Raw genomic sequence first — 19,200 nt, 5'->3', positions numbered from 1 at the left:
AAAATATAGACCTCAAGGAAACGCACCCTCCTCTGCCTTCTAAAATGAAGACTGACAGGATATCTTACACACAAATTTTGAAAGCTATCCACGGGACACGTCAATTAATATTATTTTCTTAAAAGAAAAAGTTCAAATAACTTTATTCAATTATACTTTAAAGTCAACTCCCTTTACTATATTAAAACTAAACTTTTGTAATAAATGCTCAGTTGCAATTTCTATATTTTGCGATATAAATAAAGCACAATCTTCATGTTTCTTTATATTTTTATTTCGTATTTCCTCTAATAATAACGATCTGGTGCGCCTGGCTATAGCCTTTGCTGGATCAATCCAACTTACCGGCCATAAAGCTTGCTTGTGAAATAAATTAATTAAAAAAGGATAGTGTGTGCAAGCCAAGACAATAACATCTGTATATTTATTATCTTTCTCAACAAAGCATGGTAAGATTTCATGACGTAATTCTTCGTCATCGACAGGACTCCCACGTAAATAATTTTCAGCAAACCTTGCAAGCTTTGTACTCCCTACAAGCTGAACATGGCACTGATTAGCAAAAGAATCTATTAATTTATGTGTATACGCACGTTGAATCGTTCCAGGAGTTGCTAACACTGAAATAAGACCTGAATTTGTCTTTTTAGCTGCTAATTTAATCGCAGGTACAGTCCCAACAAAAGGAATATTAGGAAATTTTCGCCGTAAATCTGTTATCATCAATGTAGAAGCTGTATTGCAAGCAATAACACATAAAGCAGGATTATAAAGTTTTAACAGATTTGTAAAAATCTTTAAAATGCGCTGTTTCAAAGCATCTTCACTCCAAACACCATAAGGAAACCCCGCATCATCAGCAACATAAATAAACTGGAATTCAGAAATAAGAGCACGCACTTCCTTCACCACTGTTAACCCACCAATACCGCTATCAAAAAAAAGAAGTGGCCGCTCACTCATTGGTGTTTACACCTGTTATGATTTTCTTTTTGCGATTACGTCCCACAGGCGCACCACTACCCCGTGGAAATTGAGGTGAAAAATAATCCAATGAAGATATAACTCCTCGTAGCAGTCGAATTTCAGATTCGCTCAAATTAGCACGTGTAAAAACAGAGCGTATATTGAGGACCATCACCTCTTTGCGTTCTTGCGGTCTAAAATACCCACGAGAATCCAAAGCATTTTCTAATTGCGATAAAAAACCGTGCAGCGTGGCTTTATCTGCGGGTTTCATTTCTGCTACACGAAAAGCTGTATCATTTAAATCATCTAAACCGGATTTCATCCATTCATAAGACATCAACAGAACTGCCTGTGCAATATTTAATGAGGCAAAAGCAGGATTAACCGGAAAAGTAACGATTTCATCAGCAAAGCTAATTTCGTCATTTTTAAGTCCCCACCTTTCTCTGCCAAATAAAATACCTATTTTATGCCCAACACTTTCATGATAACGTAAAATACTTGCTGCTTCTACAGCACTTCTAACAGTCTTAAAGCCACATCTTTTACGTGCTGTTGTGCCCAAAACATAATTTAAATCTGCGATTGCATCATACAATGTATTAAAAACTAACGCATTATCAATAATATGATCTGCTTTACTGGCTGCAGCTCTAGCTTTTTCATTTGGAAATACTTCTCGCGGTTTAACCAGCCGAAGATTAAATAGTCCAAAATTTGCCATTGCTCTTGCCACCATACCAATATTTTCTGGCAATTGCGGCTCAACTAAGACAATAATTGGACCATTCATTATATTTTGACAATTCCTATTTGTCCCAGCCATTCATTTCACCGATCTTCGTAAATCATATCTCTATAGCTAATTTTTTCTGCAACTCAACCTCTCAAATCAATACTCCATGAAATAACCTTTTTAGTAACAAATTGTAGTCAATTTTATCTTCTCAATAGAAATTCATTGATTTATCTAAAAAAGGATTAAATATGAATTCTGAAAGAAAAATGACTCTTGCACTCATAGCAATGCTATTGATTGTTACAACTGTTATTTTTTATGCCAATGTAACCATATCTGATGTGCTTCAACTCATCTGAATATAAGTCTTGAGTTGAATTATAAGATCATGCCCTTTAATAAAGGGAGATGTTCTTTATTCCTGAGCTCTATCCTGCAAAACTGATCCGCCGTTATAAACGCTTTCTTGCTGATGTGAGAAAGAATGATGGGCATATCTTTACCGTTTCAGTTCCTAATACTGGTTCGATGCTTGGATTAACAACTCCCAACTCTAATGTTTGGCTTTCATACAGTAATAACCCTAAGCGAAAATATCCATATCGATTAGAAATTGTCGAAGCAGATAATACTTTGGTTGGCATTAATACAACTTTGCCTAACAAACTTGCATTAGAAGCAATTCAAAATGGCTTATTACCTGAATTAAGCAGATATAAAACTATCTTAAGTGAACAACGCTACGGTACACATTCACGTATTGATTTTCTTCTACACGATGACACCCTTCCAGAATGTTATCTGGAAGTAAAAAACGTTCATTTCATACGTCAAAAGGGATTAGCAGAATTTCCCGATACCATAACAAAACGTGGTGCACGCCATCTTGATGAGCTCATAAAAATTGTGCAACAAGGAAAGCGAGCTGTTATGCTTTACATCATTCAACGAGAAGATTGTTCAGCTTTTACAATTTGTCGTGATCTTGATCCTATTTATGGGTGTAAATTCGATTTAGCTTTAAAATCAGGGGTAGAATTTTATGCGATAAAATGTCACGTAAGTATAAAAGGTATTTTTCCGATTCACCAAGTAAAAATAGAAAATAGCAAAAAAAATGACCCATTATATTGAATATAATAAAGTACCCTTAAAATTTAATGGACAAATTCGTATTTTTGACGACTATGCTTTTTCTGAAATGCGCAAAGTTGGTCGCATTGCAGCAGAATGCCTTGATGCACTCACAGACATCATTAAACCTGGTATCACTACACAAGAAATTGATGATTTCGTCTTTATTTATGGAGCTGAACGTGGTGCTTTACCTGCTGACTTAAATTACCATGGATACAGCCACTCATGCTGTACATCTATCAATCACGTTGTTTGTCATGGCATACCCAATAAAAGGCCTTTGCAAGAAGGTGATATTGTTAATATTGATGTAACATTCATTCTCAATGGTTGGCATGGAGATTCAAGTCGCATGTTTCCTGTTGGAAAAATCAAGCGTGCTGCAGAGCGCTTACTGAAAATAACTCATGAAAGCCTTATGAGGGGAATCGCAGCAGTTAAACCTGGTGCAACTACAGGTGATATTGGTGCAGCCATTCAGCGTTACGCAGAATCTGAAAGATGCTCAATTGTAAAAGATTTTTGTGGTCATGGAATTGGTCAACTTTTCCATGATGCACCAAATATTTTACATTATGGAACCCCAGGGGAAGGTGAAGAACTAAAACAAGGCATGATATTTACAATTGAACCTATGATTAACCTTGGTAAGCCACAAATTAAGATTTTATCTGATGGTTGGACTGCTGTAACACGCGATCGTTCACTTACTGCACAGTATGAACATACAATTGGCGTAACAAGTCAAGGATGCGAAATATTTACTGAATCTCCTAAAGATATTTTTTATGTTCCAAATTCATACGCTTAAATAAATGTAGTAATATTATGGCTAAAAAATCAAGTAAAAATGGAGACATGCAAAGTAATTCCTTTGAGCTAACATCACGTGCTCCGCTTAATTTGATACCACAAACAAAAAATAAAAAGCTTAAAACAAATTCAAAAATAACTAAACATTATGAAGGGCATCGTGAACGCCTGCGTAAACGCTACTTAAAGACGAAAGGTAATGCAATTGAGGATTATGAATATCTTGAACTATTACTTTTTCGTACTCTTCCTCGAATAAACACAAAAATAATAGCCAAAAATTTAATAGAACGTTTCGGCTCGTTAACTGATGTGTTGAATGCTGATATCAATCGACTCCAAGAAGTTCCTGGTTGTGGTCCAGCTACTGCAATAGACCTAAAAATTATCTCAGGTATCGCAGGACGCCTTGCTCGTGCACAATTATCTAAACGTGATATTTTTTCCTCGTGGGATAAAGTATTAGCTTATTGCAAAGCCGTTATGGCGCATGAAACACGGGAACAATTTCGTGTTCTATTTCTTGATAAGAAAAACGGCCTACTTTCTGATGAAGTGCAACAAACTGGCACTATCGATCATACTCCTGTCTATCCTCGTGAAGTTGTTTCTCGAGCTTTAGAATTATCTGCATCAGGGCTTATCTTAGTTCACAACCACCCTTCCGGCGATGCTACACCTTCTGATGCAGACATATCAATGACGTATAGATTAAAAGACATTGCCAATGCACTAGGAATTATTCTTCATGATCATCTCATTATCGCGCGTAACGATTACACAAGCTTTAAAGCACTAAAACTTATATAAAACCAATTGAATGCATAAGAAAATCGTGTTCCAATTACAATTAATTGCGTCACTTTCCTAGATCAATATCTAATATAGCCATTGAGAAGTTATAGGATAATTCATCTTCATCTTCGTCCCGGTAAATAATACCTAAAAATTCATCCCCTATATAAACTTCACAAGAATCATCTTTTCTCGGCCGTGCTTTTACCTGCAATGCTGAATTTTGGAATGTCTTTTTAAAATAACTATCAAGTTTTCTTATTTCATCAGCATTCACCGCACTCTCCTACATTTTAAGATTATCAATTAATTTCTTTTTTGCAGATAAAATACTCCTATGATTCTGCAAAGATGATAAAAATTTTTTATTCTCAATCTTTAATCCTGTTACTTATGTTTTAAACAAGATCATTCTCACAAACTTTATTGAATAACTTTCAATAAAAAGCCTATAATCAATTATTAAATTTTAAAATAAAAAATAAACAACAATCTTTTTTTATTTTTTTTAATTTTAGCACCTTATTCTACAAAGATATTTGGCGCACTTTAAGTATTAATCGCCATAATGCTTATTTACTTCACTTCAAGTAAAGTCACATAAACATTATTTTTTACAAACAATGCTTTACTTACCATAAAACCTTTTGCATGAGCTACAATAATCTTGTTCCAATAGTTATTATTTAAATAAACACCAAAAGAAAATATCCTTGAAAATAAATTTATTCTTTTGTTGTTATTGCTATAAATGATAACCTTGAACTCAAAAAGAAAATAAGTTTAATTAATCTATTGTGAAAAAGATTTTCACTCTGCTATAAGCTGTTTTAAATTTATAACAGTTACAGTTTGTCTATAAAACCTACGATATAAAAATTATTCCATTTATTTCAATATTTTTAAAAAATTAAATTATAATATAATTGGTTAATGTAAGCTTTTACCAATATCTTTCTGCTTCTAAATATAAGCTGCACAATAAAACAGAAATTCTGAATAAGCTTTTTATACTTTAAAAATAATAAAACATTAAATTTTATTTCAGTTTTCTATAAATATAAACGAATTTTATGTAATTGGATAACGAGAAAGAAAATCGATAACACCCTTTTTATAGACCTGATCCCCAACAGCAAGCATATGATCTCGTCCTGGAATTTCTAACGCTTCACCATGCGATAACAAAGCTACTAATGGTTCTGCCTCACCACTGATATCATCTAACGAGCCAACAGCAACAAGTGCAGGTTGTTTGATTTTATGAACATCAGACTCTGTTAATTTTTGTGCGGATGTCATGATACAACTAGCAAGAGCGCGTCTATCACTTCTAGTTTGATCTACAAACTTACGGAACATCAAACCACGCGCATTAGTAATAGTTGAAACATCCTCCGCTAAAAGAGCTTCTGCAACAGATTTCCAGTCACCTCCCCCTGTTACCATACCAATCCCTAAACCTCCAAAAATAACACTATGAACATATGTTGGATACAAAAGCGCCATGAATGCACTGATCCGAGCGCCCATAGAATACCCCATAACATGAGCTTTGGATAATCCTAGATGTTGAAGCAATTTAACCGCATCGCCAGCCATAGCTTGAGGAGTGTAAAATAAAGGATCATAACTTTTAACTGAATCACCATGTCCACGATTATCGAGAGCTATAACCCGATAACCTGCTTCAACAAGGCTACGAAACCACCCTGTTGCATACCAATTAATCCGTGCAGAAGATCCAAAACCATGAATCAATAAAATAGGAACACCTTGACCTTCTTCGCGATAAGCAAATCGTAAACCATCGTGTTCAAAAAAATAAACATCTTTTACCGTCATTCTCTATTACCTTTACATTTCCCACAAATAGCAGGATGAATAACACGCTGCCCTTTTTGTATGTTTTTATCTGCAACTTCACCAGCATTGAGTTCAATAGCGAAAGCTGCCGGCACCTTTGACGAAATAATATCTTCCGAAAATATAAGGGTATTTTCAACAATTGAAACAATAATTCCCTCAGAGTTTAAAAAAATCATATCCAAGGGTAAAGGAGTATTTGCCATCCACATAAACATTTCCTGTGTATTCTCAGATGTATTATTTAACGAATTTTTAAATAACATTGCGTGATTTCGAGGAAAATGAGTGCGATACATCAAGCCAGCATCTGACTGAGCTTGTGAAAAAGCAATTTCAACATTATAAGAAAGTGCGCCTTGTTTTGTATTAATTACTAAGGGGGTTGGATCAACTGGAATCTTTATAGGCTTTTTTGCCATAGTTACTTTTATACCTACACAAAAAAACACCCCCATACAAAAAAAATCAATTGAATGATTTGTTTTCTTTTAGAAAACTTCAAATATCTTACTCCTTATTAATGATTAATTTCATCTTTATCAGAAGATAAAAAACATTAAAATCTTAAACAAAAAATAAAATAAACTATAATATTGAAATTTAATGCGTAGCAAATGGAAGCGCTACATCAGGGTAAATTTCTGCTGTCATCAGGCCTTTTTCCCCTTTACCAAAACGCACAATAACAATTTGACCAGAACGAAGTTCTGCTAAACCAAAACGGCGCAATGTTTCTATATGAATAAAAATATCTTCTGTTCCTTGCCCTCGGCTAAGAAAACCAAAACCTTTATCACGATTAAACCACTTAACAACTGCACGCTCTAACCCACTTTCAGGTGTAACTACAATATGTGTACGTACCGGAATTTCTGATGGATGAACAGCAGATGATAAATCAATAGATTTGACCTGGACACATTTTAATCCCCGCTCAGTTTTTTTTACAACGCAAATAATTTTAGCACCTTCCAAAGCTGTTTGAAACCCATCTCGTCGCATCACAGTAACATGTAATAATATATCAGGAAGCCCACACAAATCAGGCACTATAAACCCATACCCCTTACTGCCATCAAACCATTTAATGACACCACTAATTTCAGTAATTTCACCACAAACATCGAAATTATCTTCAGATAGGGAATAATTTTTTAAGGTATCCTTATTCGTCATAATCAAACATGATTCCTGTAGGTTTAAATTCTACAAATTGATTCTTATCATGTTTAGTAAACATTGCTATTGTATCAACAAGCAAGCCCAAAGATAAGATTTCCCCTACATTGTAGTAACACCTAAAACTTGGCAAATTAATCCACAATATAAATACTTCTCTGAAACGTTTCATCGTATATTTCACACAGTTAATAAAGAACCTTCATATATGATTAATTTTTATTAATGTGTAACTTGCATGATAATAAAGTTCAAGATAAAGTGTAAAGTTATAATTACAAATAAGGGGAGCACACAATGCAATTGAAGAAATTCTTTACTATAATAGCTACAATGATGATGCTCATAGCAAATGCTTATGCTAATGCTCCTATTAAAATTGGTGTTTACCTTCCATTAACAGGACAAAATGCATTTGGAGGTCAACTTGAACTGGAAGGTATACAGTTAGCACACAAAAAAATACCCGAGATACTGGGACGTAAAGTTGAGCTTATTATTATTGATAATAAATCCGATAAAGTAGAAGCAGCTAATGCTGTTATGCGTTTAACTGCAAATGACAACGTTAACGGTATTATTGGAACTTATGGCTCTTCATTAGCATTAGCTGGTGGAGAAGTGTCTGAAAAAGCAAAAACTCCTGTTATCGTGACTTCAGCAACAAATCCACTTATTACGCATGGTAAAAAATACTCTTTTCGCGCATGCTTCATTGATCCTTATCAAGGTGCAGGTGCTGCAACTTATGCAATTCAGAATTTACAAGCAAAAAAAGCAGCTATATTAAAAGATATATCAAGCGATTACGCAATTGGGCTTGCAAATTATTTTAATCGTTCATTCAAAAAATTAGGTGGTGAAGTTATTTTAAATTTAAACTACAACTCTGGAGATCAAGATTTTTCAGCTGCTCTCACAAAAATTATAGCACAAAAACCTGACGTTTTATTTATCCCATCCTATTTTTCTGAAGGTTCCATTATTATGAAACAAGCACGTGAATTAGGTGCACAATTTCGCATTATGGGGGGTGATGCTATGGACAACCCAGAAACTATTGCAATTGCAGGACAAGCTGCAGAAAATTTTTTACATACAACACTTCCTTACGATAAAAACATGCCAAATATGTCAAAAGCTGCACAAGAATTTACAAATGAATGGAATACAGCTTACCCTCATAAAGAGCCAAATATCAATTCAGTTTTAGGATACACAGCTTACATAATGTTTATGAAAGCTATTGAAAATGCTGCAAGCGCTGATCGCGAAGCAATCACTATAGAATTAAGTAAATTGAAAGATTTACAAACACCTTTTGGTAATATGTCTATGGATGAAAATCACAATCCTCAAATCCCTATCGGTGTTATTGAAATAAAAAGCGGAAAACGTATCTATTTAAACGAAATAAAGCCTGCCATCTAATAATTTTAGAATATTGATTTTTTAAGATTGAAAATCATTCTTTCAACTAGGTTATTGAGAAATCTTATGTTTTACCCTATATGAGCTAACAAATGCAGAAAGACAAAAGATGAATATTGAAATGTTCATTCAGCATTTTTTTAATGCGCTAGCATTGGGATCGCTTTACGGGCTTATCGCGATTGGTTATACCATGGTTTATGGTATCCTGAGATTAATTAATTTTGCTCACGGCGATATTTTTATGTTAGGTGCATATTTTGTTTTCTTTTCTACAATTAGCTTTATGCCTGCGTGGGTTGCTATTCTACTTATATTATTAGCTCTTCTCATTTATTATTCAGTATTTATAGGGTTTAAAAAACGACCTAAAATTTATTGGATTGCAATTCTTTTTATCCTTATTTCAGGGCTTATTTATTATTTAAAAATTGCTCCACAAAATTTTACACCAATTTGGATTTTAGCTATTTGTTTTTCAATTTTTATTACAAGTGCATTAGGTATTGCTGTTGATCAATGTGCCTATAAGCCTCTGCGTAATGCACCACGAATTTCGGTGCTCATCAGTGCAATTGGTATTTCTTTTTTTATTGAAAATCTCGCAACTGTACTTTTTAGCGGTGTTCCCAAGGGTGTGAAACAACCAGATTTTCTTGTCACACCAATCCAATGGCATTTAGGACAAGGATCAGATGCAATTATTCGAATTAGCCCCATGTCCTTCATTGTTCCTGTTGTTTCCTTTATTCTCGTTATTCTTTTGCTATGGATTATTCATAAAACAAAACCGGGTCTTGCTATGCGTGCAATTTCGCACGATATTGAGACTGCTCGTTTCATGGGTGTTTCTGTTAATAAAATTATCGCATTTACATTTGCTATAGGTTCAGCGTTAGGTGCTGTAGCAGGAATCATGTGGGCTTTACGTTATCCTCAAATTCAACCATATATGGGTATACTTCCTGGATTAAAAGCATTTATTGCTACCGTTATTGGAGGTATTGGCTCAATTCTAGGAGCAATGCTCGGAGGGTTGTTATTAGGTTTTCTTGAAATTATGATTATCGCCTTTTTTCCAGCTTTATCTGGATATCGAGACGCCTTCGCCTTTATTTTATTAATTGTTATTCTACTGGTAATGCCAACTGGTTTAATGGGCAAAAAAAGTCAAGAGAAAATCTAATGGCAAAATTAACTATGTTTTTCCTATCATTTACTAGTATTGTAGTTTTTATCGGTTTTTTATTTTATGCCGATACTCATTTTAATGACTATACACTGCGTATTATCAATCTTATTGCTATAAACGCCATATTGGCAATCTCGCTTAATTTGACTTACGGATTTACAGGTATGTTCTCTCTTGGACATGCTGGTTTTATGGCTATTGGTGCCTATGTATGTGCAATCCTACTTCTCTCTCCTGAACAAAAAGAAATGATGTGGATTTTAGAACCGATAGCTGAACCATTACAAAACTTGCAATTACCTTTTTTCATTGCTGTCGTTACAAGTGGTTTATGTGCTGCAGTTGTAGGCTTATTGGTCGCTTTGCCTATATTACGCCTTGGTGGTGACTATCTTGGGATTGCAACATTAGGCTTTGCAGAAATCATTCGTGTTATTATTACCAATGCTACACCTTTAACAAATGGCTCACTGGGAATTAAGGGAATACCTCAAAATGCTACATTGTGGTGGAATTATGGTTGGTTAGCATTTACAATTATTTTTATAACTCTTTTATTACAAAGTAATATTGGTAATATATTACGCGCTATTCGTGACGATGAAATTGCCTCAAAAACAATGGGTATTAACACCTTTTTCTACCGTAATTTCTCTTTCACTGTTGGTGCATTTTTTGCTGGTATTGGAGGTGCATTAACAGCTGCTCTCATTTCAACCATCGATCCTAAAATGTTCAACTTTCTTCTAACCTTTAATATTTTAATGATTGTTGTTGCTGGTGGTCTTGGTTCTATTACAGGAAGTATTGTTGGTAGCATTATCATTACAGTAATGCTTGAATCACTTCGTATTATCGAATCTCCATTAAATTTAAGTTTTATATATGTTCCAGGAATACCAGGACTACGTATGGTTGTTTTTTCACTTTTATTGTTAATAATCATCTTATTCTGGAGAAAAGGATTACTAGGCCAATGTGAATTTTCATGGAATTGGATTTATTCCCTTTTAACAAGGAGGACACTCTCTAGTAGTGAGAAAAAGTCATGAGCGACATGATCCTTTCACTTAATGATGTTACAATGCGTTTTGGCGGATTAATCGCTGTTAACAATATCAATATGGCTATCAAACGGGGAACAATTACTGGATTAATTGGCCCGAATGGTGCTGGAAAAACCACTGTTTTTAATATAATTTCTGGTTTTTACACACCCATAAATGGAAAAATTTTTCTAGATAAGAAAAATATTTGTGGTCTCCCACCTTATATTATCTGTAAACGCCATATTGCGCGAACATTTCAAAACATTCGTCTTTTTTCAGGATTAACAGTATTGCAAAATGTTATGGTTGGTGCCCACATTCGGCAAAAATACCCATGGTTTGCTTCCGCTCTTTTATTACCAAGTGCAATTAAAGAAAAAAATAAGCTTTACAAAGAGTCGATCGAGATTCTTGAACGACTTCAGCTTGCTCATCTCGCCAACCAACCAGCAACCACTTTGGCTTATGGTGCACAACGGCGTTTAGAAATTGCTCGAGCTTTAGCAACAAAACCTAAATTACTTCTTCTTGATGAACCTGCTGCTGGAATGAATCCTCAAGAAAGTGAAGAACTTAGAAAATTCATAGAAAAAGTAAGAAAAGAATTTGACCTTACAATTCTGCTTATTGAACATGATATGAAAGTTGTCATGGGGCTTTGCCAAGATATTTGGGTGTTAGAATATGGCAGTTGCATCGCCAATGGGACACCAGATGAAATTCGTCATAATCCTAAAGTTATTAAAGCTTATCTTGGGGAAGATATGTATGAACATTCTTGAAATAAAAAATCTTCATGTTCATTACGGTGCTATTAAAGCTGTTCAAGATATTTCTATGTCCATAAAAAAAGGGAGTATAGTAACTTTAATTGGTGCCAATGGAGCAGGAAAAAGTAGTACTGTACGTTCTATTGCAGGACTTAACCGGTCTATTTACGGAGATATTATATATAAAGGTGAATCTATTATAGAAAAACAGCCAGAAGAAATTTTACAATTGGGCATTGCATTAAGTCCCGAAGGACGACGTATTATGCCTCATTTGACCGTTTTAGAAAATCTCCAGCTAGGTGCTTATATTCGTAATGACAAAGTCGGTATTGCTCATGATATTGAATGGATATTTGACTTATTTCCGCGGTTACGTGAAAGATCCAAGCAATTGGGCGGTACAATGTCAGGTGGTGAACAACAAATGCTGGCCGTAGGACGTGCACTTATAAGCAATCCTGACATGGTAATATTGGATGAACCGTCTCTTGGTTTAGCACCACTTCTTGTACAAGAAATTTTCTCGATTATCCGCAAAATTAATAAAATGGGAAAAACTGTTCTTCTTATTGAACAAAATGCATTTGCAGCTCTTTCTGTTGCCGATTATGCTTATATTTTGGAAGTAGGAAAAATTTTATTTCATGGTAAAAGCCAAACTATGCTTTCTGATCCACGTGTAAAAGAAGCATATCTTGGTGGCTGAAAAATTATAGTACGAAACTATAGTCCATTCCAAAAGGCTCTTTCTCTGTATCTTAAGGAGGGAATGTTTTTATTGTTTCATAAAAAACGTGAACTTTTAATTTTTTATGGCCACCATTTTTCAACATTTAACGTTCCCGCCGCTTGCTCTATAATGTAGGCTATCTGAAAAACTATTTCCTCAGCAAAAGGCTTACCAATCAATTGCAATCCTAGCGGTAAGCCATTTAATGATAAACCTGCGGGAATAGAAATACCTGGTAACCCTGCCATATTAACTGATACAGTACAGATATCGTTTAAATACATTGCTATTGTATCATTCTTTATTTTCTCATCAGCAATACCAAAGGCTGATGCCGGTGTTGTAGGCGTTAGAATAGCATCAATACCAGCAGCAAAACATTGATCAAAATCACGTTTAATTAATGTTCGCACCTTTTGAGCTCTAAGATAATAAGCATCATAATAACCTGCAGAAAGAACATAAGTACCAATCAAAACACGCCGTTTGACTTCATCACCAAAGCCAGATGAGCGCGTATTTTCATACATTTCAATAACATCTTTCCCTGGTATACGAAGCCCAAAACGGACACCATCATAGCGTGCTAAATTAGAAGACGCTTCTGCAGGAGCCACAACATAATAAGCGGGCAAAGCATATTTTGTATGAGGCAATGAAATATCAATAATTTGAGCTCCTGCTTCCTTTAGCCAGTCCATTCCTTTTTGCCAAAGGTCCATAATTTCAGCAGACATTCCTTCAATATAGTATTCTTTTGGAATACCAATTTTCATTCCCTTGATTGATCGACCTATATAATTTTCATAATCAGGTACTGGTACATTAATCGAAGTTGAATCCTTATCATCAAAGGAAGCCATTGATTTAAGCATAATGGCGCAATCACGCACATCTCGCCCGATAGGCCCTGCTTGATCGAGCGATGAAGCATAAGCTATAGTCCCCCACCGCGAACATCGCCCATAAGTCGGCTTTATCCCCACAGTACCAGTAAAGGCTGCTGGCTGGCGTATCGATCCACCAGTATCGGTTGCTGTTGCTCCTGCACAAAGTCGTGCTGCAACAGCAGCTGCAGAACCACCTGAAGAACCACCTGGGACAAGTTTTTCATCTGATCCTTTTTTCCGCCATGGATTAATAACTGGCCCATAATGTGATGTTTCATTAGATGACCCCATCGCAAACTCATCCATATTAAGTTTGCCTAACATAACCGCTCCATCTTTCCACAAATTAGCCGTTACTGTTGATTCATATTTAGGTTTAAAACCATCAAGAATATATGAACAAGCTTGAGTATGGACATCTTGTGTGGCAAAAAGATCCTTAATTCCTAGTGGAATTCCCTCTAAAATACCAGCTTGTCTTTTCGCAAAACGATTATCTGATTCAGCAGCCATTTTTGTTGCCTGTTCTGCTGTTACCGCTACATAAACATTTAGAGTTGGATTAGCTAATTCGATCGCTTTTAAATAAGCTTCTGTTAATTCAGTTGCTTTTAGATCTCCCTTTGTTAAAACATCACGAGCCTGTGCAATCGTTAGGGTTGTTAAATCAGTCATATTGATTCTCAAATTTTAAAATATTAAAAAATTACTCGACGACCTTCGAAACAAGAAAGAAATTTTCTTCTGTTACAGGTGCATTTGCCACAATTTCTGCAGCTTTATTACCATCTGTGATACTATCTTCACGCACTCGCAAAGCCATAGGCATTATTGATGTTAATGGTTCAACTCCATTAATATCAACTTCATTAAGTTGTTCTACAAACTCTAAAATGGCATTAAATTCCTTTGTCATGCGTTCTATTTCATCATCATGGATAGCAATACGTGCTAAACGTGCCACCCTTTTGACTGTCTTATTATCAACAGACATATTATGATGCCTTTCTGCTCAAATTTGATTGCGACATTACTCTTTTCATGTTTTGGCTATACAAGTTCGCTTCTATAAGCGCAAGAATATTGATATCTGTATCAAAACTTCATTATAAATATTAACCTAAAATATTAAGAAACTCTGAGCATAAAACACATGGCTGTCATTAACATACATGAAATTACTACACATCTTTTACCCAAACAAACAGTAGTAGGTTTGGATTTGGGTGCAAAAACTATCGGAATTGCTATTTCTGATATCAGTTTAACTCTTTCACATCCACGCCCTATCATTCAACGGAAAAAATTTACATTAGATGCCCTTACACTTGTCCAAACCTTTAATAAAGAAAATGTAGGGGTTGCTGTTATTGGTTTACCTGTTAACATGGATGGAAGTAACGGCTCTCGTGTTCAAGCAACCCGAACTTTTGTTAGTAATATGGGAACATATACAAAAATTCCATTTGTTTTTTGGGACGAACGATTGTCAACAATTGCTGCACAACGCTCCCTTTTAGAAATGGATGTATCGCGCGCCAAAAGAGCAGCCCGCATTGATTCTGCAGCTGCTGCTTTTATATTACAAGGCGTTCTTGATAGAATTCAGAACCTAAATCACACAGAAGGATAAAGGATCTCCAATAATTGTCCGGGATTATATCGTGCAATCATCATACCATAGGATAATCTCCATTGTCCTCCAAGGCGGCTTTCCATATAAGCGTTTATAATATATTCCATTTCCTTATAACGTAATGCTGCAGTTGCAGCAGCATATGCCACTTGCTCAACAAAAAAACGGCCTGCTCCTTCATTTGTTGAAGCCATATGGATAGCAGACTTGATAATTTCAACTGCTCGTGGACCTGCTGGTCCAATATCAGTTGCAATTTTTTCTAACAGTTGCTGAAATAATCCTGGTGCTTTATTAGCTATAAGGATTGCGTCCTTTACCAATTGATTAGAATCGTTATTTCTAACTACCCGAGCAGATCCATCATGTAACATTTGTGATAACGGATTACCTTCCACAAAACTTTCTAAACCAAGCTGTGCAATAATTTCACTAACAATAGGAACAACCAATTGATTTACATGACAAGCAATAATAGGTGTCATGATGCGTGCAAAAGCTGCTTCAGAACGACTATTTGTAGCATTATCAAACGCCTGCGCTAAACGTAAAACCAATGCTTGTGAAGCAGCAATATCAAGTGCAATATCAGCAAAAATACGCTCTGTTAGTGGTGGTAAAGGTTGGTTTGGCATTTTTTGCCGAAAAAAATCCACACCAAATTGAAGTGCTGCACGCAGAACACCTGTTGATACCACAGACTGATCGAAGCGCATCATAGTTTCTATATCTTTAATTATTTTAGCCCCCTCCCCAATATTTCCTAAAAGCCAACCATAACTACCCTGGAAATGGACAATTCCCTCTGGGACTGAACATTCTCCAGAACGTTGTAATAAATAATCAACCGAGATATTATTTAGTACACCATTTTCTTGCATGCGTGGAACTAAAAAGCAGCTTAAATAACCATCTATTTCCGCACTGACAAGATATCCATCAACCATCGGATTAATAACATTGGTTTTTACACTATTTAAATGATACAGATCACGCCCCATCTTCTCATCAAAAGAAACTTTCTGAGCAATTGGAAAACTAGAAAGATACTTTTCACTTTTTGCAACATTATCAAAAGCACAAGTAAGAGAAGCACTTTTTTTATCATTAATAGGCTTGAGAGATAAATCATATTGACGTGACAAGAGTACATTTCGCCATCTTTTAAATAACTCAACATCACCAATTAATACCGCAATAGCTGCACTTGTTATCATAACCTCATTCAAATGTCCGGTTTCCAAACCAGCAGATAAAGCCAAACGAATAGCACGTGCCTGATAACGTATTCCATTTTCCGAAGTTATATTTTCCCATAGTGAAGTACTTAACCCCACTTGTCTAGAATATCTTTGAAGGGTATGATAAGTGGGGTGGATTTCTAACTGTTCTGTCAATTGGCTCCATTCGTTATTAGAGCGTAATATTGGTCGATAGTGATTTGCTAAACGGGAAAGATCTCGTGCTTCATGGCTAGCCACAAATGCTCCTATTTCTTCAAAACTTGCTAATAAAGATGTAGGCAAATTAGATGCAATACGAAACATAAGTGTATCACTAAGAAACGCATTCTTTCGGTGGCCATTCTGCATAAACAGAGCACTCATAGTATATTCCTTATTCGAATCATTGATATCATAGACTATTTATCTTTTTACAGTTAAAAACATTTATTACATTCAAACAAATACTTATTTAAATTCTTTAGAGATCCCTAGAAAAGAATGCTATGACTCAAAATACTCTTTTTCCGATTTTCCCCTACCGTCATCTTTTAGGTATTAAAGGTTTAAATGTACAAGACCTTATCACACTGCTTGATCGTGCAGATGCAAATATTACTTTTTCCAAGACAATTGATAAAAAAAAATCCACACTGTATGGGCGTACCCAAATTAATCTTTTCTTTGAAACCTCCACGCGAACACAATCCTCATTCGAACTAGCTGGTAAGCGATTAGGAGCAAACGTGATGAATATGGCTATCAATAATTCATCCGTCAAAAAAGGAGAAACATTGATTGATACGGCAATAACTCTTAATGCAATGAATCCGGATATTCTTATCATTCGCCATAATTGCGCCGGAGCAGCTGCTCTTTTAGCACAAAAAGTTGATTGTTGTGTCATTAATGCAGGCGATGGTGCACATGAACACCCAACACAAGCTTTATTAGATGCTCTGACTATTCGAAGAATAAAAGGACGTATTGAAGGATTAACTGTTGCAATTTGTGGAGATATTTTGCATTCACGTGTCGCGCGTTCCAATATTATTAGCCTTAACGCTTTAGGAGCACATGTTCGTGTTGTTGCTCCTTCAACACTTCTGCCAACTGGAATAGCAGATATGAGCGTTGAAGTTTTTAACACAATGAAAGAAGGTCTTAAAGGTGCTGATGTTATCATGATGTTACGCTTACAACGCGAACGTATGGTAGGTGCTTTTATTCCTTCCGTTCGTGAATATTTTCATCATTTTGGTTTACATAAAGAAAATTTGGCTTATGCAAAAAATGATTGCATCGTCATGCATCCTGGCCCAATAAACCGTGGTGTAGAAATTGCTTCTGACATAGCAGATGGAGCACAAAGTGTGATCCACACACAAGTAAAAATGGGAATCGCCGTGCGCATGGCCGTTATGGAAGCACTGCTTGATTCGCGTCATAATTGGAGTGGAGAAAAGAAATGACAAAATCGATGGTTTTTCAAAACGCTCGTATTGTTGATCCTTCACGTACAATCGATGAAATTGGTACAGTTATTATTGAAAACGGACTGATCATAGCAGCTGGAAAAGAAGCTCTGAATCAAGGAATACCCGAAGGCGCAGAAATTATTGATGCGCAAAATAAAGCGATTCTACCTGGACTTGTTGATGCACGAGTTTTTGTTGGTGAACCAGGAGCTGAGCACCGTGAAACAATCGCTTCAGCTAGCCAATCTGCAGCAGCAGGAGGTATTACTTCCTTTCTCATGATGCCAGATACACAACCAGTTATTGATAATGTAGCGCTTGTTGAATTTATTACGCGCACAGCACATGAGATGTCATTAGTCAATATTTACCCTGTTGCTGCTATCACCCAAGGGTTAGGTGGACAAGAAATTGCTGAATTCGGTTTATTAAAAAATGCAGGTGCTGTTGCCTTTAGTGAGGGGAAAAAAACTCTTCAAAATTCATCTGTTATGCGACGCGCAATGACTTATGCTCGTGATTTTGATGTCACTCTGATTCATGAAACACAAGACAAAGATCTCACAGGTCAAGGTGTTATGAACGAAGGTCTACTAGCAAGTTGGCTTGGTCTTTGTGGAATTCCGCGTGAAGCAGAAGTCATTCCATTGGAAAGAGATTTACGACTGGCTGCATTAACACAAGCACGCTATCATGCTGCACAAATATCGACAGCTATGTCTGCCGATGCTATTCGTTTAGCAAAACAGAATAATACAAAAATTTCAGCCGGTGTATCTATTAATCATTTATCCCTTAATGAAAATGATATTGGCGAATATCGTACCTTTTTCCGCTTAATGCCTCCACTGCGTGCAGAAGAAGATCGTATAGCAATGATTGAAGCAATAAAAGATGGAACAGTCGATGTTATTGTCTCTTCCCATGACCCTCAAGATGTTGATACAAAACGCTTACCATTCCAAGACGCTCAAGCAGGTGCTATTGGCATGGAAACTCTCTTAAGTGTGGCTTTACTCCTCTATCATAATGAAATGATATCTCTTTTAAGACTGACTGAACTCTTATCAACAGCACCTGCAAAGCTCTTTGGTCTTAATGCTGGAACACTCGTAAAAGGCGCTAATGCAGATCTTATTTTAGTTGATCTTGATGAACCATGGATACTGTCTTCAGATATGCTTCATTCACGTTCAAAAAACACACCATTTGAGAACACACACTTTCAGGGACGTGTTATCCAAACATTTGTCAAGGGCCAATCAGTGTTTAAGCTTAAACAACAAAACTGAATGAG

General features: G+C 35.8%; 20 protein-coding genes. 11 read left to right on the top strand and 9 right to left on the bottom strand.

All coding sequences use genetic code 11. The annotated features are described in order from the left end of the window. Nucleotides 1-150: 150 nt before the first annotated feature. Both murI and BWD162_RS02910 read right to left on the bottom strand, forming a co-directional pair. Nucleotides 151-963 carry a glutamate racemase gene (murI, locus tag BWD162_RS02915; protein ID WP_078705365.1) on the bottom strand — a complete coding sequence of 271 codons (813 nt, stop codon included), beginning with the start codon at nt 961-963 and terminating at the stop codon, nt 151-153. Continuing rightward, entirely contained in the window at nt 956-1,795 is an 840-nt protein-coding gene (locus BWD162_RS02910) for an RNA methyltransferase (RefSeq protein WP_078705364.1), read from the bottom strand. The genes murI and BWD162_RS02910 overlap by 8 nt, the downstream gene beginning before the upstream one ends. 321 nt (nt 1,796-2,116) lie before the next feature. Between BWD162_RS02910 and sfsA the strand changes: the two genes are divergently transcribed. Genes sfsA through radC form a run of 3 tightly spaced genes read left to right on the top strand, consistent with a single transcriptional unit; the run spans nt 2,117 to nt 4,468 of the window. Continuing rightward, on the top strand, nt 2,117-2,842 hold the full coding sequence (gene sfsA / locus BWD162_RS02905) for a DNA/RNA nuclease SfsA (RefSeq protein ID WP_078705363.1): 726 nt from the start codon (nt 2,117-2,119) through the stop codon (nt 2,840-2,842). Then, nucleotides 2,826-3,656, top strand: coding sequence for a type I methionyl aminopeptidase (gene map / locus BWD162_RS02900; protein ID WP_078705362.1), 831 nt, complete (start codon nt 2,826-2,828; stop codon nt 3,654-3,656). Before sfsA ends, map begins: the two co-directional genes overlap by 17 nt. Before the next feature lie 17 nt (nt 3,657-3,673). Beyond that, on the top strand, nt 3,674-4,468 hold the full coding sequence (gene radC, locus BWD162_RS02895; RefSeq protein ID WP_078705361.1) for a RadC family protein: 795 nt from the start codon (nt 3,674-3,676) through the stop codon (nt 4,466-4,468). Between the two features lie 49 nt (nt 4,469-4,517). Here radC and BWD162_RS02890 read toward each other — a convergent pair whose 3' ends face one another. The 4 genes from BWD162_RS02890 to BWD162_RS02875 form a co-directional block, all read right to left on the bottom strand. Then, nucleotides 4,518-4,730: a DUF3126 family protein gene (locus tag BWD162_RS02890; RefSeq protein ID WP_078705360.1), complete on the bottom strand. Its 213-nt coding sequence runs from the start codon at nt 4,728-4,730 to the stop codon at nt 4,518-4,520. A gap of 794 nt (nt 4,731-5,524) precedes the next feature. After that, nucleotides 5,525-6,298 (bottom strand): alpha/beta fold hydrolase, encoded by a 774-nt coding sequence (locus tag BWD162_RS02885; protein WP_078705359.1) that lies wholly within the window; start codon nt 6,296-6,298, stop codon nt 5,525-5,527. Next, nucleotides 6,295-6,741 (bottom strand): DUF192 domain-containing protein, encoded by a 447-nt coding sequence (locus BWD162_RS02880; RefSeq protein ID WP_236824127.1) that lies wholly within the window; start codon nt 6,739-6,741, stop codon nt 6,295-6,297. Before BWD162_RS02880 ends, BWD162_RS02885 begins: the two co-directional genes overlap by 4 nt. A gap of 181 nt (nt 6,742-6,922) precedes the next feature. Then, entirely contained in the window at nt 6,923-7,498 is a 576-nt protein-coding gene (locus BWD162_RS02875) for a cold-shock protein (RefSeq protein ID WP_078705357.1), read from the bottom strand. Nucleotides 7,499-7,798: 300 nt separating this feature from the next. On the opposite strand from BWD162_RS02875, the gene BWD162_RS02865 reads away from it, so the two are divergent. From BWD162_RS02865 to BWD162_RS02845, 5 genes are all read left to right on the top strand, one after another. After that, nucleotides 7,799-8,932 (top strand): ABC transporter substrate-binding protein, encoded by a 1,134-nt coding sequence (locus BWD162_RS02865; protein ID WP_078705355.1) that lies wholly within the window; start codon nt 7,799-7,801, stop codon nt 8,930-8,932. Nucleotides 8,933-9,041: 109 nt separating this feature from the next. After that, a complete protein-coding gene (locus tag BWD162_RS02860) occupies nt 9,042-10,118 on the top strand; it encodes a branched-chain amino acid ABC transporter permease (RefSeq protein WP_078705354.1) in 1,077 nt (358 codons plus the stop codon). After that, nucleotides 10,118-11,176, top strand: a complete 1,059-nt coding sequence (locus BWD162_RS02855; RefSeq protein ID WP_078705353.1) for a branched-chain amino acid ABC transporter permease — start codon at nt 10,118-10,120, stop codon at nt 11,174-11,176. Before BWD162_RS02860 ends, BWD162_RS02855 begins: the two co-directional genes overlap by 1 nt. Further along, nucleotides 11,173-11,955, top strand: coding sequence for an ABC transporter ATP-binding protein (locus BWD162_RS02850; protein ID WP_078705352.1), 783 nt, complete (start codon nt 11,173-11,175; stop codon nt 11,953-11,955). The genes BWD162_RS02855 and BWD162_RS02850 overlap by 4 nt, the downstream gene beginning before the upstream one ends. Beyond that, entirely contained in the window at nt 11,942-12,652 is a 711-nt protein-coding gene (locus BWD162_RS02845; protein ID WP_078705351.1) for an ABC transporter ATP-binding protein, read from the top strand. Before BWD162_RS02850 ends, BWD162_RS02845 begins: the two co-directional genes overlap by 14 nt. A 104-nt stretch (nt 12,653-12,756) precedes the next feature. On the opposite strand, the gene gatA is transcribed toward BWD162_RS02845, so the two are convergent. Together gatA and gatC are read right to left on the bottom strand one after the other, a co-directional pair. Continuing rightward, nucleotides 12,757-14,241: an Asp-tRNA(Asn)/Glu-tRNA(Gln) amidotransferase subunit GatA gene (gene gatA, locus BWD162_RS02840; protein WP_078705350.1), complete on the bottom strand. Its 1,485-nt coding sequence runs from the start codon at nt 14,239-14,241 to the stop codon at nt 12,757-12,759. Between the two features lie 31 nt (nt 14,242-14,272). Then, the gene (gatC, locus tag BWD162_RS02835; RefSeq protein WP_078705349.1) at nt 14,273-14,560 is read right to left on the bottom strand and encodes an Asp-tRNA(Asn)/Glu-tRNA(Gln) amidotransferase subunit GatC; all 288 of its coding nucleotides are present in this window, start codon (nt 14,558-14,560) and stop codon (nt 14,273-14,275) included. 159 nt (nt 14,561-14,719) lie between these two features. Between gatC and ruvX the strand changes: the two genes are divergently transcribed. Next, nucleotides 14,720-15,199 (top strand): Holliday junction resolvase RuvX, encoded by a 480-nt coding sequence (gene ruvX / locus BWD162_RS02830; RefSeq protein WP_078705348.1) that lies wholly within the window; start codon nt 14,720-14,722, stop codon nt 15,197-15,199. Here the strand turns inward: ruvX and BWD162_RS02825 are convergent. Next, nucleotides 15,184-16,809: an acyl-CoA dehydrogenase family protein gene (locus BWD162_RS02825; protein ID WP_078705347.1), complete on the bottom strand. Its 1,626-nt coding sequence runs from the start codon at nt 16,807-16,809 to the stop codon at nt 15,184-15,186. The genes ruvX and BWD162_RS02825 overlap by 16 nt on opposite strands. A gap of 122 nt (nt 16,810-16,931) precedes the next feature. Between BWD162_RS02825 and BWD162_RS02820 the strand changes: the two genes are divergently transcribed. Both BWD162_RS02820 and BWD162_RS02815 read left to right on the top strand, forming a co-directional pair. Further along, entirely contained in the window at nt 16,932-17,897 is a 966-nt protein-coding gene (locus BWD162_RS02820) for an aspartate carbamoyltransferase catalytic subunit (RefSeq protein WP_078705346.1), read from the top strand. Next, nucleotides 17,894-19,195 carry a dihydroorotase gene (locus tag BWD162_RS02815; RefSeq protein WP_078705345.1) on the top strand — a complete coding sequence of 434 codons (1,302 nt, stop codon included), beginning with the start codon at nt 17,894-17,896 and terminating at the stop codon, nt 19,193-19,195. The genes BWD162_RS02820 and BWD162_RS02815 overlap by 4 nt, the downstream gene beginning before the upstream one ends. The last annotated feature ends 5 nt before the right edge of the window (nt 19,196-19,200 follow it).

The organism is Bartonella sp. WD16.2 (genome assembly GCF_002022505.1).
In the GTDB taxonomy this organism is placed as follows: domain Bacteria; phylum Pseudomonadota; class Alphaproteobacteria; order Rhizobiales; family Rhizobiaceae; genus Bartonella.
The sequence above is the reverse complement of the archived record's forward strand: the minus strand, read 5'-3'. Positions and strand labels throughout refer to the sequence as shown.

What these genes read in the sequence shown, in the direction of transcription:
- sfsA (WP_078705363.1), top strand. Translation starts at nt 2,117, where the DNA reads ATGTTCTTTATTCCTGAGCTCTATCCTGCAAAACTGATCCGCCGTTAT.
- BWD162_RS02860 (WP_078705354.1), top strand. Translation starts at nt 9,042, where the DNA reads ATGAATATTGAAATGTTCATTCAGCATTTTTTTAATGCGCTAGCATTG.
- BWD162_RS02845 (WP_078705351.1), top strand. Translation starts at nt 11,942, where the DNA reads ATGAACATTCTTGAAATAAAAAATCTTCATGTTCATTACGGTGCTATT.
- BWD162_RS02880 (WP_236824127.1), bottom strand. Translation starts at nt 6,741, where the DNA reads ATGGCAAAAAAGCCTATAAAGATTCCAGTTGATCCAACCCCCTTAGTA.
- radC (WP_078705361.1), top strand. Translation starts at nt 3,674, where the DNA reads ATGGCTAAAAAATCAAGTAAAAATGGAGACATGCAAAGTAATTCCTTT.
- BWD162_RS02850 (WP_078705352.1), top strand. Translation starts at nt 11,173, where the DNA reads ATGAGCGACATGATCCTTTCACTTAATGATGTTACAATGCGTTTTGGC.
- BWD162_RS02825 (WP_078705347.1), bottom strand. Translation starts at nt 16,809, where the DNA reads ATGAGTGCTCTGTTTATGCAGAATGGCCACCGAAAGAATGCGTTTCTT.
- BWD162_RS02815 (WP_078705345.1), top strand. Translation starts at nt 17,894, where the DNA reads ATGACAAAATCGATGGTTTTTCAAAACGCTCGTATTGTTGATCCTTCA.
- gatC (WP_078705349.1), bottom strand. Translation starts at nt 14,560, where the DNA reads ATGTCTGTTGATAATAAGACAGTCAAAAGGGTGGCACGTTTAGCACGT.
- BWD162_RS02875 (WP_078705357.1), bottom strand. Translation starts at nt 7,498, where the DNA reads ATGACGAATAAGGATACCTTAAAAAATTATTCCCTATCTGAAGATAAT.
- BWD162_RS02855 (WP_078705353.1), top strand. Translation starts at nt 10,118, where the DNA reads ATGGCAAAATTAACTATGTTTTTCCTATCATTTACTAGTATTGTAGTT.
- gatA (WP_078705350.1), bottom strand. Translation starts at nt 14,241, where the DNA reads ATGACTGATTTAACAACCCTAACGATTGCACAGGCTCGTGATGTTTTA.
- ruvX (WP_078705348.1), top strand. Translation starts at nt 14,720, where the DNA reads ATGGCTGTCATTAACATACATGAAATTACTACACATCTTTTACCCAAA.
- map (WP_078705362.1), top strand. Translation starts at nt 2,826, where the DNA reads ATGACCCATTATATTGAATATAATAAAGTACCCTTAAAATTTAATGGA.
- BWD162_RS02910 (WP_078705364.1), bottom strand. Translation starts at nt 1,795, where the DNA reads ATGGCTGGGACAAATAGGAATTGTCAAAATATAATGAATGGTCCAATT.
- BWD162_RS02865 (WP_078705355.1), top strand. Translation starts at nt 7,799, where the DNA reads ATGCAATTGAAGAAATTCTTTACTATAATAGCTACAATGATGATGCTC.
- BWD162_RS02820 (WP_078705346.1), top strand. Translation starts at nt 16,932, where the DNA reads ATGACTCAAAATACTCTTTTTCCGATTTTCCCCTACCGTCATCTTTTA.
- murI (WP_078705365.1), bottom strand. Translation starts at nt 963, where the DNA reads ATGAGTGAGCGGCCACTTCTTTTTTTTGATAGCGGTATTGGTGGGTTA.
- BWD162_RS02885 (WP_078705359.1), bottom strand. Translation starts at nt 6,298, where the DNA reads ATGACGGTAAAAGATGTTTATTTTTTTGAACACGATGGTTTACGATTT.